This window comes from Proteiniclasticum ruminis DSM 24773, assembly GCF_000701905.1.
In the GTDB taxonomy this organism is placed as follows: Bacteria; Bacillota; Clostridia; order Clostridiales; family Clostridiaceae; genus Proteiniclasticum; species Proteiniclasticum ruminis.
Genome location: NZ_JNKC01000001.1, coordinates 674,120 through 687,379 on the forward strand (window position 1 = coordinate 674,120; position 13,260 = coordinate 687,379).

Sequence of the window (13,260 nt, forward strand, 5' to 3'; positions counted from 1 at the left end):
TTCAGACTTCTACAACTGCCTTTATGCATCGGCATAGGCACGTAAAATAGTATCTCTACAATAAATCTCATTCTCTACAGTCGTATTCTCCAGCGTAGCATAGATATACGGCTTCTCCTTCTTGATGAAGCTCATGATCCTCGCGTAGTCCATCTCACCCGTACCTGCACCTACGGACTTCAGCCCATGTCCTTCATTCACCCTGATATAATCCTTCAGGTGAATCATGGCAATATCTGGTGCCAGCAGTTCAATGGCTTCATGGATCACTTCATCTCTTCTGTCCACATTATCAAGCTCCAGTAAGTTCACCGGATCAAATATGACTTTCAGATTATGAGAGCCAATTTCATCCAACACCTGTCTGCAGCGTTTTGAACTCCACACAATGTGCCTGACGACTGGTTCGATCGCAATAGTCACTCCATACTGCTCCGCACATTTGACGATGGGTCTGAAATTTTTGAGGAAAGTGGAGAACGCCTTGTCGGTTCTGCATTCTTCCGAAAACTTATACTCTATATTGGGTGCTCCAGTTTCCGTGCCGACTATACCACACCCTAGAAGGGATGCAAATCGGATATGTGCGTAGTAGCTTTCAATGGAATTCCTAATGACTTCATCACTTGGATGTGCAAGATTCAGGTAGTTCCCCAATACCGCGATATCCAATCCGTTTCGTTCAAATAGTTTTTTTAGATAACTTGCATAACCTGGTGTCAAAGATGAGGGGGTGCAAGGCAAATTCTCAAGCACTTTTCTAAGAGCCAGATGGACGCAGGAAAATCCACTTTCTTTCACTCTGGGCAGCAGATTCTCTATGGGTAATTTGTGTGAATCGTGCAGTCTTAATCCCAGTTGAATCATTCCCGTCTCCATCAGTTCACTCTTAGCAGCTGTTCACTGACAGCCATCATACATGCAGCAGTACCATGCTGATTATCATCCATCTGTTTTTCTCTCAAGTAATACTCAGGCGTCCCGTCCCTGTCTTCCCGGTTGTCCGGTCCAGGTCCCAATCCGGCACTGGCACAGATCCCCTTTAAGGTAAGTACTCCTTCTTCACGGGTCAGATATCTGTTCTTAATGCCATCCAGAATGCTGCTGCCGATTTGTCCATACTTCCCTTCAAGAAGTCCCAACCTTGAGGCCTTCATGAAAGCATAGGCCATCATGGCACTACCTGAAGTTTCATGATAATTGTCCTGAAGGTCTTTCCTGTCAACGATCTGATGAAACATATTTACATCTGTATCCAAGTAGTTCAGCATATACCGAGAAGCATCTCCCAGAATCAATTTCAGTTCTTCTGCTCTGTCGCTTTCTTTGCATGAAATCTCATAAGTGTCTACCAAGGCCATGAAGAACCACCCCACTGCTCTTAGCCATACTACCTGACTTTGCCCTGTAGTTTCATCGGACCAATCCGAGAGTCTGGAACAGTCATTGGCATGGGTATATAGCTTCAACTCATTGTTCCATAATAATTTATGCGCATTTTGGAACTGATCAAAAATATCGTCCCAGGTATTCTCATGGAACTCGATGAGTGATTGGGCATAAAACGGCATAATCATGTATAAGCCATCCAGCCAAACCTGATGAGGATAAATATCCTTATGCCAGAAGTTCCCTGTCTCTGTTCTTGGGTATCCTTCCAGCATTCTGTATGCTTCCTCTATTCCTAACAGATATCTGGAATCTTTTGTTATCTCATGTAGAATCCTAAAAGTCTTTCCAAAGCTCACCTTGTCTGAGTTCTTCTCCCCGTTGTACCAGTTGTCTATGGTACCATCTTCTTTAAGTAAGTAAGAACCTGATTTGAGAATATAATCATTCCACTTGGTTTCCCCAGTGGCATCTGCAAGTTTCTTAAACCCTATCATACAGATATCATTTTTATAGTTCCAAGGTTTCGCTTTCAGAAAAAGCGACAGTTTATTTTCCGCATATTGTTCAAAGTACTCTAACCACATAATTATCTCCTTCAATCTATATCTATAATCCCGCAAAATCCGCAACTAAAGAAATTGTGTCAATTGCATCATGAACCGTCACGTATTTTTCCGGATAGAACTTTCCATCCTCCAGCTGCATAAAGCCAAAATATAATGCTCTATAAATGTTTGTTCCGAAATTCGGCTTTATTCTATCTATATCTCCACAAACCGGCATTGTACTCGAGGCATTTTTATAGCTGGCTCCACAAGCCTGCATTGCTATTGAGGCCAATTCCTGCCTGGTAATGAACTGTCCCCTGGCATACTGACAGTCCTCATCGCTTGGCAAAAACCCCCTTGACTTTGCAAATGAATAAATCTCCTCGCCCTGTACTGGCTGAGTACGTCTATCAGAAAACAGGCCATAAAGAATCCTCATGAGTTGATCCTTTGTGATTAACTTCTGGAAATCAGTGATCTCAGTTCTTTCCAGTCCTCCACGGCACCTCACTCTGGCAATTGTCAGTGTTTCCCCTCCTTGGTCCAGCACTATGTATGGGATACTCGACTCCAAATAACCAAAGTCATCTTTTACGGTTACCTTCAGAAATCTGATATCATGTGGTACTATCACCTCCTGATGATCAGAAAAATACTGCCAATGAATCCCATCATTAGAGGACTCCCATATAAATTGAAAATTCTGACTTTCTTTCGTGTGTTTCACTCCAGCACGAACCTCATCTCCAGCAATTGGAACACCTTGGATCCAGACATATTCAGGTCTGGGGTACATTGTGCCATTAATGCTCAAATTCTCAATATGGGGGTTTTTCCAGTTTCTGCTATATATACTCTGTTTTGCACCAGTGATGTGAATATTCTTAAGCACTAGGCCTACAATGGGAACTTCTTCGAAGGCTTCCAAAAAAATGCCATAGTCACCACCTGAAGATGTCAGGTTTTCAATGGATATATTCCGGAAAACAGGATAGAAGCTACCTTTGTGGCCATCTTCATAAAGCATTGTTCCATGTATCGCCGCACCAGATACAGTTTTGATGGTAGTATCAGCAAAGATGATTTCCTCAACGAATCCGCCTCTCTTAGCATTGGTCTTGAGACGCAGTGCATAGGTAAGGTTAGGACTTGTAAACTCATTGCCAATAGCAAGCACCTTGCGGATGCCTCCGCTCATCTCACTACCCAGGGCAATGCCACCATGGCCATTTGAAAAGAGATTATGCTCAATCAGCACATTCTCGCAGGGCACATTAATCTCCCGACCATCTCTATCTCTTCCAGACTTCAGACTGATGCAGTCATCACCGGTATCAAACGTACAATTCTTGATCCAAACACCATTACAACTTTCAGGATCGCATCCGTCATTGTTGGGTCCAAAGGATTCAATTCGCACTCCATCAATAATTACACTCCTACATAGAACAGGATTGATCACCCACATGGGGCTGTTTATTATGCGAACACCCTCGATAAGAATTCTTTCACTTCGGATGACTTGGATAAAGCTTGGTCTCAGATAATGTCCAGCTCCAAAGACTCTATCTCGGACAGATACACCCATCTCATTCATCAGCCTCAGAGCATTCCGGTCCTCACGCTGAAGATCCGCTTTATCCAGAGACCAGGTGTTCTCAACCTGATGATGCCAGTTCCACCAATGGCCGCTGTCAGCGCCACCATCGATGATTCCATGGCCAGAAATTGAAATGTCATGAACAGAATCTGCATAGATTAGGGGGCTGAAATTCATGCAAGGTGTAGCCTCCCAGTGAGAATAGACCAAAGGATAGTTTCTCTCAATATCCGCTGTCGTAAACCTCAAAACCGTATCTTCACTGGAAAGGCACAGTTCAACCTTGCTCTTCATACTTAGCGCACCAGTGTAAAACACACCGGACGGTAATACCAGCTGGCCTCCTCCCCGTTCTGAAATAGACTCCATGGCACTCTGCAGTTTGACGGTCTGAATCTCCGCTTCACTTGGATATATGGCGAAATCTGACGCTTCATACACACAGGTTGGAATTTCAGGGTGTGCTATAGTTTCCAGAATTTTATTGCGTAAAAAAAACTTATCCATCTATACTCCTCCCTTGAAAGCAAATCCGATATACCACCGGAATCAACATAGACTTAACTGATGAATCACCATTCATTCAGCACCATACATGACTGGACGGCAAAAACCCGAAAGACCACTTTGTAAGATATAATCTATTTTCAGTTGATATTAATAATACTAAATAGTGTCTTTAATCATCATTGATATCTTCAGATTCTCCTACGGAAACGGCTTTGGCGATTTTACTCTTCTTTAGATGATTGGATATAAGCGGCCAGACCACGGAGAAAACCGCTAGAAGAAGTAGGATCAATGAGATAGGTCTTGTGAAGAAATCTGAATAGCTACCATGTGAATAACTGATTCCTTGTCTGAAATACCGCTCTAGTTTTCCAGATAGAATGAACGCAAGGACAAACGGCGAAAGCGGAAGACCTGCAACATTCATAAAGATCGCCAGCAAGCAAAGCCCCAGCATCACATACACATTAAACATCGTATTGGAAATTCCAAACCCACCGATATAGCAGATAACAAGGATTACGGAGTAGAGGTAATGATAGGGAATCTTGAGGATATATGGAAACCATCTCTTGAAGATCATCTGTATCGCAAAGGTAATAATCGCTGAGACAATTACACATACAAAGATCAGCATGGTCAGTTCTGGTTTTTCAGACATAAACAGCGGCCCTGCCTGTAATCCATGGATGGTGAGTCCTGAGATCAGCATCGCAGTGATTCCATCACCAGGAATACCCAGCGCCATCATCGGGATTAACGCACCACCAATAGATGCATTATTGGCTGTTTCAGATGCCCAGACACCCGCAGGATTACCTTTACCGAAGCTGTCAGGGTCCTTACTGGAGCTCTTGGCGTAACCGTAGGCAACCATATTTGAAATACCCGATCCCATACCTGGTAGAAAGCCTATCCAGAGTCCGGATAAAAATGAGATTATGATTGTCTTTATATTGGTGAAGATATCCTTGAATGAGATCCCCCAGCCTTTAATTTCACCCGCATCAATTTCAGGCATCTTCGCCTGCCCTTTGGCTGCATCACGGATGATCTGGCACATGGCAAACATTCCAAGCATCTGGGCAACAGTGCTTATGCCTGCTCCGAAGTATGGATTCCCAAAAGTGAACCTTGTTGCACCGTTAATGGGATCCATGCCAATGCTGCCGATAAGCAAGCCGATTCCAGCTGCCATGATTCCTTTGAAAATGATCCCTTTGGACAAAGATGCGATCAATGTGATGGCACAAAGACAAAGCGAGAAGTATTCCCAGGGTCCCAAGTGCAGGGCAAATTCAGCTATGATCGGGGAAAGAAAAGTCGCAATGATTACAGAACCCAAAGTTCCTATGAAGGAAGCTACAATACCAATGGCCAGCGCTTTTCCAGCCTTGCCCTGCTGGGTCATGGGGAAACCGTCAAAGCAGGTGGCAATGGCAGAAGATGATCCTGGTATACCGATAAGAACTGCAGATATAAACGTTCCCGATACACCACCAATCCACATAGCCAACAGAATGATAAAGGAGGTTTCTGTTGACAATCCAAATGTTATTGGTAACAGTAATGCAATTCCAAGTGTAGCTGATAATCCGGGAATTGCACCAAAGATGATTCCTAAGGTCACAACACCAATGATCAAAATCAAATTAATTGGCTGTAGACATAAAAGCAGAGCTGATAAAAAATATTCCATTATTCCTCCTCCTTATCCAAAGATAATGCCTTCAGGCAGTTTAATTTTGAAACCATAAATGAACATCGCATATAATCCGAACGTGACGAGTAGAGAAATAATGACGGCGGAGAGTCTGCTGACTTTGTTCTCCCCTTTCAGATTATAGATAAACGTATAGGTTGCCACCGGCGCAGTGAGTAAGAATCCGAACAACCCCATAGCTATGCCAAATATGACAAGCAGCAGGTAGCTCACTGTGATCTTTCTCACTCCACCCTTAGGGAAATATGGCTTCTCCTTTATCTTTCTGTCCATATAGCCCCTGATGATCAAGCCGATAGAACTTCCGCATATTAAGATAATGGCAAATATGGGCATTAATCTCGGACCTGGCTCAAGTAGATTCGGGATATCTTTAACTTGTGTGAAGGTTAAGAACAGAAATAGTACTGACACAACAACGCCCGTTAACCCGGTGACTGTATCTCTTCTCATGAAAACTCCTTTCAATCAACATCCCAGAGCATAGCCCTGGGACGCTTCATATGTATACCTATTTTCTGACGTTGATACCCATGACATCTGCAATTTCAAAAATCTTATCATATTCACTTTGACGGATCACCTTAGAATCCTCCAGATTATGCCATTCTGGAATATGACCGATGTTCTTGATGGACTCAAAAGTCTTTTCATCCTCATAAACTTTCTTCATGGCACTGTTCATTTCTTCCACCATCTTCTGATCCATGCCAGCAGGTCCCAGTAGGTAGTGGTAAACACCCCAGTATATTTCTTCAAATCCTTGTTCCTGAGTAGTTTTGTAGTTCTCAGGAAGTGTATCATCAAAATCAGCGATTACTTTTCCATCTGCGGCAATGGTAGCAATAACCTTAAGCTTATTCGCTTTTTCATATTCTCTAGCGTTTCCGATTCCTACAAATCCAACATCAATGAATCCACCGGATAAGCTGACGAGACGGTCTGATTCAGATGCAGCCTCTACAGCATTGAGGTCAATTCCTAACTCACTTTCCAACATACCAAACATCAAGGTATTGTTACCACTGGAAGGTTGACCAGCATTCAGCTTCCCAGGATTTGCTTTGGCAAAATCTACAAAGCCCTTGAAATCATCGTATGGGGCATCAGCAGGGACTGCAATGGCAGAATATCCATTATCTTGAAGGGCTGCAATCAGCGTGAAGTCCTTCATCGGATCAATATCACTGCTTCCTGTAATATACTGAACATTCAAGGCGGAGGTTGCTAGAGTGATAGTTGCTCCATCAGGTTTTGACGTAGCAGTAGTCTGATGACCTATGGTGTTGCTGTCATAATTGGTCACCGTAGTAGTCAATCCAAATAGTCTAGTCAGGGCTTCACTATAATGCCGAATCGCTAAATCGGAACCACCACCTGGTTTTCCTGGTACAACTAAGGTTATAGTTTCATCTTGCGGAAAACCAATACTTTCCGTTTCTGTACCGGTATTGTCATTGTTTCCTTCAGGAGTATTATCTTTTGCATTACCTGATGCTGAGCATGCAGCAAACGTAGTCATGGACGCTAAAATGATTGCGCTCGATAATAGTTTTGTAATTTTTCTCATTTTTTTCCCCCTAATTAATTTGATTGATTTTCAGACGATTTTTTCATTTACAGTTTTATTATATGAATGTATTAAAACCTTTACAATGTTAAAACATTCATATTCTTTATAACAGATTGATTATAGTTAATTGATGGAATTCGTATTATCTGGTACTCTATATTTATTACGTATGAAAGGAGCTCCTATGAATACTCGTCAGTATCATTATCTGGTTACAATCAGCCATTCCAAGAATCTGTCCGCGGCTGCAAAAACGCTGAACATCTCACAACCGGCACTCAGCAAATTCCTTTCAAAATGTGAGAAGACATTTGGGTTTCCCATCTTCATCAGAAGCCATCGCGAACTCATCCCTACCACAATCGGACAGTATATCATTCAGTGTGCCTATAAGATACTGGATGAGAAAAACAGAATGTTACTCACTATGAACAAGGTTTCGGGTAACAATAAAAACAGAATCCGATTAGCAACAGCACCCAATAGAGCTGCCATAATCTATAGTAAGATCTATCATGAATTCTCAAGACGATTTCCAGATACTTCATTAGAACTCGTTGAACTATTGGCCCGTGATCAGCCTATGGCTGTTTATTCCGGACAAGTTGATCTTGCTCTTGGTTCTGGAGAGATGTCAGATATGGTAGTGGATATCCCTATAGCACATGAAGAATTATTGGTTTCCATCCCTATTTCACACCCTCTTTCACAAGAACCCGAAATTGAAATCCAGCAGCTGATCGATACACCTTTCGTTTTGCAAAGCAAGCGACACAGTATCCGGGTCATCGCAGACAAGTTATTTGAAACAGCTGGTTTTGATCCGCTCGTAGCTTTCGAATCAGATGATGTTCTTCTCATTGACTCCATGCTAAATCAGTCGGTAGGTGTAGGATTGGTCTCGCAGTCACACGTGACTCCCAGAGATGATATTTCGTACATTCCACTATCCCCTCCAGTATATCAGCAGCTTCATATTAGATATCCCATAGGGCATATACTTACTCCTTCTGAGAAATATCTGGCCAATTTGCTGATAAAGGAACGGTTAGGTGACCCCCGCTATACTGCAATCGAGTCTCCTGAATTGGATTCAATACTCACTGAACAGAATCTTTATCGTTCATCTGATTCAGATGATGCTACCTCGATAGGCATTGGGAAAGAAGCCTCCTATAGCTTCAGTCATATTTATTTGGATACAGAGATACTGTCATATCTGGTTGCAATCATCGACGAAAAAAGCTTGTCAGCAGCAGCTGAAAGACTATATATCGAGCAATCAGCCTTATCCCGACATTTAAAGAACATTGAGGATACTATCGGCCTGACACTCTTTTCAAGAATCCATAATCAGCTTCAACCCTCCAATGCCGGGAAGATACTGGCAAACCATACCCGAAATATGCTGCATATAGAAAGTGAGATGTTTGAGCATCTATCCTCTTACAAATCCGGATACACAGGGAAATATCAGATTTATGTGGACTCCAGCATATATGAACTAATCTGCGCCAATTTACAGACCACTTTGAGCATAAAGTATCCTGATTTGGAGATCATCCTCATCGGTGCTCATCGGGATTTCATCTATGAGTCCTTGCTGAATGCATCCACGGAAATTGGGGTTTTCTTCACCACAGATTCTTCACACCCTCAACTTAATTACGACCTTATTATTGAAAGCAGGTTTGCATACTTTAGTACGGGCGAAGATCTAACTTATAGCGCAAAATCATCAGAGAAACTAAAATTCATTGTCGCTCCACATCATACAAGTCTGCGTTCCGATCAGGAAAAAATAATCTCAGCAGACTTCACAACCAACCCTCATATCATATGTGAGGCTTCTATCCCTATCATGAACACCCTATTGGGTAAGACGGATGCGATAACAATTCTTCCTCTCTGCCTTATAGAGTCAGAAATGAAGTCCTGCAACCATTCCATACTTGAAACTCATCAGAAGTATAAACTCACCATTGCAACAAGAGCAGGCAAAAAACTCCCGAAAGTTTCAGAAAGCATCATAAATGAATTGAATCAACATCTGAAAGTTTATTTTTCCAACAATAATTATTAACCCACCTGATTACTATATCAACCTTTTGAGATAAATTCGAAAAAACGCAGCAATCTCTACCATAATTCTTTATTCCTATCTTGTGAAACTCTATTGACCTCTAATGAACAACAGATTAATAGGGTGTTCTATTATCAGTAGGAATACGATTAGTATGATCCTTAAGCAAGAAACTATGTTTTTCCACGAGCGACCTCTCATTCCGTGCATACCACAAGTAAACAGCAAAAAGATTCCTTTCAAATCGAAAGGAATCTCAGAGAATATTATACAATTAACATAAACATCTTTCTTCAAAACAAGAGATTCCGCTATTTCCCAAAGTACTCTCTCAGTATCTCCAGACTTTCTTCCCTCAAAACACCTGCTGTCACCTTTGGTTTTTGGTGGGAATGGTGAAAGACGATCTCCGAACATTTGGAACCTTCTCCGCCTAAGATTTCTTCTAAATCCATATTGCTGGCAGCATAGTAGAGTTCTCCGAGCTTTGCCCAAACCATGGCTCCGCTGCACATGAAACAGGGTTCGCAGCTGGAATAAAGGGTATATTCAGACAGGTCCGTGATTCCCGTTTCCTGACAGAACTTGCTGATGAGTCCTGTTTCTCCATGGAGCGTGGGATTCGTCATGGTGTGGATCTGATTTTCATAGGTGCAGACAATCTCTCCATCTTTTACAAGAACTGCCCCAAAGGGCTCATTTCCGTGCTCCATGGCCGATGCGGATAGTTTTATGGCTTCTTTCATAAAGTATTCATGATTTGACATAATATCGTCTCCTTCGTTTATATAGTTAGGCTTTGATGCCATCTCATTGTGCGGCAAAATGCTTATGGATATTTGTTGGCACATAGCGTTTTTCTTATCTCTCAGTTTATCCTATCTAAGGGATACTTTGTCCTGATTATTTCTAAAGTTTATATGAACATAACGTTTCAGTTATTGCTGGAAATATGACAAAAAATATCCCTGAAGTCAAACTGACCTCAGGGACTATAAAGAGAGAGATGTGATGATTACGTTATGGCTGCATGGCTCCGAAGAGAACCAGCCAGGCCAGGATGGATTTTGCCACCAGGCTTAAAATGATATAGACTCTTTCTCCATAGATGTAGTCTTTCCACTTACCGATGCCTTTATACTGAAGCACCATGTTTACCGGGAATGTATTGAAAGCTACAAAGTAGGTTCCGATAATGGCCCATACAAACCATGGCACATCGCTGAAGTTACCGGTACCAAACATATAGAGAAGAATGGCGATCCATGGAGCGATACCTGCAATGGATCCCCAGATAAAGGGTCCCCAGATGACCTTGTCCTTTTTACGTCCTGCGTTCAGCTGCTCCATGACAAGTCCAAAGAGGTTCATGGATGCATTGACAATAAAGATCAGCACCAGGGAAGCAATGTCATAAATGCCAAAAAGTGTTGCGATGAGTACAATCATAATAGAGGAACTCAAGGAATACTCAAACCATCTGAACTGGTTGATGCCCATCTCCAGATCTTTTCCATACTTCTCATTGAGCTTCTTTGGAAGAGAAATGAGGAAGTGCGCAGCAGCAGAAATCAGAAGGAATGAAGCTACAAGGATTCCGAAGGGCAGCTGGAAGAGTTCTTTTGACTGAAGCTCCAGGCTCATGGTTTCTGTATTGAACGCCAGGAAATTCTGCGTGATCACCGGTGAAAACTCTGCAATCTTCTCAATCACTGTGGTGGCCAGAAAAAGCATCGCCACGCCCTGCACAAAGTGAAGCACCCCCATGATCAGGTTGAAATTTCTTAATTTCTTTAAAGTGATGGGTTTCATAATTAATCTCTCCTCTCGATATATTCACGTTTCGTGTTCTTTGATATCATCCTAATCCTAATGTTCACATTATGCAATATTTATTGTTGTTAGCTACCACTAAATCACATTGTGTGATTTTTTATATCTGTAAAAAAGACCAGCTGTAAGCACAGCTGGCCTTCTATCATAGAGACTCAATGATTCTCCAGATTTTTTCTTCCACAGGAATCCCCATCCTGAGGTTTTCCTCCCGTCGCTTCATGGTGGACTCCCCTGGATAGTATACCGCCCCTCCTTCTTTCAGAGGTTCAGAGTCCTTGGTGAAGGAAATAATACGTTCTGTCATTTTTTCAATGTCTTCCACACTGGAAAACTTTCTGGGATCTATGGCCAGAAGAATCTGAGACAGTCCTTTTTCTTTCATCGAATCGCTGGGAATCTCAGAAACACTGTCGCCTCCAGCTAAAATGGACGCAATCATATCAAGAACCAGCGAGAATCCGCTGCCTTTCCAGAAGCCTATGGGAAGAACCTGGGAGCTTTCGAGGATCTTTCCTGGATCCTTTGTGAGATTCCCCTCTTTATCATACCCCCCTGGAACCGGAAGCTCTTTTCCCGCAAGCTTTAAGGTCTCCATCTTCCCGTAGGAGAACTGGGAGAGTGCCATATCCACAACAATATGAGCGCCCTCTTTACCAGGGACTGCCATGATAAATGGATTGTTTCCAATGCGCAGATCTTTCCCGCCATAAGCTGGCATATTAGGCATGGTATTGGTCCAGCAGATACCGATATACCCTTCCTCTGCCGCCTGCCATCCGAATGCGCCGCCCCGAAGCCAATGGTTGGTGTTTCTTAAGGCCACCAGTCCAATGCCAAACTGATCCGCCAGTTCACAGGCTCTTTTCATGGCTCTCTTGGCGTTGAGATTTCCAATGCCAAGCTGTCCATCCCACCTCTCCATGGCCCCAAAGGACATCTCGCAGAGGGCTTCTTTATCCACCTCAATGATCCCGGCATCAATCTGGCTGATGATCCTTGGAAAACGGTTGACTCCATGGCTGTAGACTCCATCGAGGCTTGTTTTTGCAAAGTTCTCTGCGGCTTCGTAGGCTCTTTCCTCTGAGAAACCTCTCTTCAATAAAATCTTCTTGAAGGTTTCCAGCATATCGTTATAGTTAATCCTCATGTTCATACTCCTTCTGACTATGTTTGATTAAATCTAGGAAACTTACTTGTAGACCTTGTTCAACTTTTACAAGTCCCTTCCTTCTTCATTATCCCATAAAATATGATATAATTGTCATTACAATAATAATATATATAGGAACTGCTTATCCGGTTCCTTTTAGGAGACTATTAATATGAGATACTCATCCATATCAGCAGAAGATTTGCTTCAGGATCTGAGCAGACGCATTCGAGTTCTGGATTTAAAACCCGGCTCAATGATCAGTGAGAATGAAATGGCAGAATATTATAATGTTTCAAGAAGTACCATACGAACCATCTTTTCTAAACTTGAACAGATGAAACTTGTAACACGCTTACCACAAATTGGAACCTTTATTAGCCCTTTCAACTTGGAACTTATAAATCAGATCATGTATATTCGATACCTGATTGAACTGGATGCCTTTGAAAAACTTATCGACAAGGGCTTATCTGAAGAACTGATTCAAAAGCTGGAGAACAACATAAAAGAACAAGAGAAGAATATAGATATTCAAGAATATGAGAATACTTTCCGGAAAATTGACGATGATTTTCATAAGCTTATTTTAAACAGCGTGGGTCTTGGCACATTAATAGAAGTCCTGTCAGATCATTCTATCCATTTGCAACGTTGGCGTAACTTCGAAGTTACTGCCTGCAGTAAAATCAATCTGATCGTGAACCAGCATAAAGAAATTTTCCAGACACTGCTTGATGGTGATTTTCCGGCCTGCAAAAAAATCGTAACAACACACTTAATGAGCATACAAAAGACAGAGTTCATCGAAGAAATGAAGCTGAAGTATCCTGAGTATTTTTAAG

At 42.2% G+C, this 13,260-nt stretch carries 11 protein-coding genes and 1 pseudogene; 3 read left to right on the forward strand and 9 right to left on the reverse strand.

Annotated features, from left to right (window positions below; genetic code table 11):
* Positions 1 to 21: 21 nt before the first annotated feature.
* The 6 genes from T487_RS0103275 to T487_RS0103300 all read right to left on the reverse strand — a co-directional run bounded on the left by T487_RS0103275 (position 22) and on the right by T487_RS0103300 (position 7,343).
* Positions 22 to 867, reverse strand: coding sequence for a sugar phosphate isomerase/epimerase family protein (locus tag T487_RS0103275; RefSeq protein WP_031573996.1), 846 nt, complete (start codon positions 865 to 867; stop codon positions 22 to 24).
* Between the two features lie 11 nt (positions 868 to 878).
* On the reverse strand, positions 879 to 1,976 hold the full coding sequence (locus T487_RS0103280; protein ID WP_031573998.1) for a glycoside hydrolase family 88 protein: 1,098 nt from the start codon (positions 1,974 to 1,976) through the stop codon (positions 879 to 881).
* 22 nt (positions 1,977 to 1,998) lie between these two features.
* The gene (locus T487_RS15725; protein ID WP_051651460.1) at positions 1,999 to 4,047 is read right to left on the reverse strand and encodes a glycoside hydrolase family 28 protein; all 2,049 of its coding nucleotides are present in this window, start codon (positions 4,045 to 4,047) and stop codon (positions 1,999 to 2,001) included.
* Positions 4,048 to 4,219: 172 nt separating this feature from the next.
* Positions 4,220 to 5,749 carry a tripartite tricarboxylate transporter permease gene (locus T487_RS0103290; protein WP_036909050.1) on the reverse strand — a complete coding sequence of 510 codons (1,530 nt, stop codon included), beginning with the start codon at positions 5,747 to 5,749 and terminating at the stop codon, positions 4,220 to 4,222.
* Positions 5,750 to 5,761: 12 nt separating this feature from the next.
* A complete protein-coding gene (locus T487_RS0103295) occupies positions 5,762 to 6,226 on the reverse strand; it encodes a tripartite tricarboxylate transporter TctB family protein (RefSeq protein WP_031574005.1) in 465 nt (154 codons plus the stop codon).
* 58 nt (positions 6,227 to 6,284) lie between these two features.
* The gene (locus T487_RS0103300; protein ID WP_031574007.1) at positions 6,285 to 7,343 is read right to left on the reverse strand and encodes a tripartite tricarboxylate transporter substrate binding protein; all 1,059 of its coding nucleotides are present in this window, start codon (positions 7,341 to 7,343) and stop codon (positions 6,285 to 6,287) included.
* A gap of 187 nt (positions 7,344 to 7,530) precedes the next feature.
* Between T487_RS0103300 and T487_RS16790 the strand changes: the two are divergent.
* Positions 7,531 to 7,704: pseudogene (locus tag T487_RS16790) on the forward strand (LysR family transcriptional regulator); the annotation flags it as partial.
* A gap of 69 nt (positions 7,705 to 7,773) precedes the next feature.
* On the forward strand, positions 7,774 to 9,429 hold the full coding sequence (locus T487_RS0103305) for a LysR substrate-binding domain-containing protein (RefSeq protein WP_242848005.1): 1,656 nt from the start codon (positions 7,774 to 7,776) through the stop codon (positions 9,427 to 9,429).
* A gap of 311 nt (positions 9,430 to 9,740) precedes the next feature.
* On the opposite strand, the gene T487_RS0103310 is transcribed toward T487_RS0103305, so the two are convergent.
* The 3 genes from T487_RS0103310 to yiaK form a co-directional block, all read right to left on the reverse strand.
* On the reverse strand, positions 9,741 to 10,196 hold the full coding sequence (locus tag T487_RS0103310) for a nucleoside deaminase (RefSeq protein ID WP_031574013.1): 456 nt from the start codon (positions 10,194 to 10,196) through the stop codon (positions 9,741 to 9,743).
* A 253-nt stretch (positions 10,197 to 10,449) separates the two neighbouring features.
* Positions 10,450 to 11,241, reverse strand: a complete 792-nt coding sequence (heR, locus tag T487_RS0103315) for a heliorhodopsin HeR (RefSeq protein WP_031574015.1) — start codon at positions 11,239 to 11,241, stop codon at positions 10,450 to 10,452.
* A 166-nt stretch (positions 11,242 to 11,407) separates the two neighbouring features.
* On the reverse strand, positions 11,408 to 12,412 hold the full coding sequence (gene yiaK / locus T487_RS0103320; RefSeq protein WP_031574018.1) for a 3-dehydro-L-gulonate 2-dehydrogenase: 1,005 nt from the start codon (positions 12,410 to 12,412) through the stop codon (positions 11,408 to 11,410).
* Positions 12,413 to 12,587: 175 nt separating this feature from the next.
* On the opposite strand from yiaK, the gene T487_RS0103325 reads away from it, so the two are divergent.
* Positions 12,588 to 13,259, forward strand: coding sequence for a GntR family transcriptional regulator (locus T487_RS0103325; protein ID WP_031574021.1), 672 nt, complete (start codon positions 12,588 to 12,590; stop codon positions 13,257 to 13,259).
* Position 13,260: the final 1 nt, after the last annotated feature.

Coding starts and splice junctions, on each gene's coding strand:
- T487_RS0103275 (WP_031573996.1), bottom strand. CDS start 867: ATGATTCAACTGGGATTAAGACTGCACGATTCACACAAATTACCCATA.
- T487_RS0103280 (WP_031573998.1), bottom strand. CDS start 1,976: ATGTGGTTAGAGTACTTTGAACAATATGCGGAAAATAAACTGTCGCTT.
- T487_RS15725 (WP_051651460.1), bottom strand. CDS start 4,047: ATGGATAAGTTTTTTTTACGCAATAAAATTCTGGAAACTATAGCACAC.
- T487_RS0103290 (WP_036909050.1), bottom strand. CDS start 5,749: ATGGAATATTTTTTATCAGCTCTGCTTTTATGTCTACAGCCAATTAAT.
- T487_RS0103295 (WP_031574005.1), bottom strand. CDS start 6,226: ATGAGAAGAGATACAGTCACCGGGTTAACGGGCGTTGTTGTGTCAGTA.
- T487_RS0103300 (WP_031574007.1), bottom strand. CDS start 7,343: ATGAGAAAAATTACAAAACTATTATCGAGCGCAATCATTTTAGCGTCC.
- T487_RS0103305 (WP_242848005.1), top strand. CDS start 7,774: ATGAACAAGGTTTCGGGTAACAATAAAAACAGAATCCGATTAGCAACA.
- T487_RS0103310 (WP_031574013.1), bottom strand. CDS start 10,196: ATGTCAAATCATGAATACTTTATGAAAGAAGCCATAAAACTATCCGCA.
- heR (WP_031574015.1), bottom strand. CDS start 11,241: ATGAAACCCATCACTTTAAAGAAATTAAGAAATTTCAACCTGATCATG.
- yiaK (WP_031574018.1), bottom strand. CDS start 12,412: ATGAGGATTAACTATAACGATATGCTGGAAACCTTCAAGAAGATTTTA.
- T487_RS0103325 (WP_031574021.1), top strand. CDS start 12,588: ATGAGATACTCATCCATATCAGCAGAAGATTTGCTTCAGGATCTGAGC.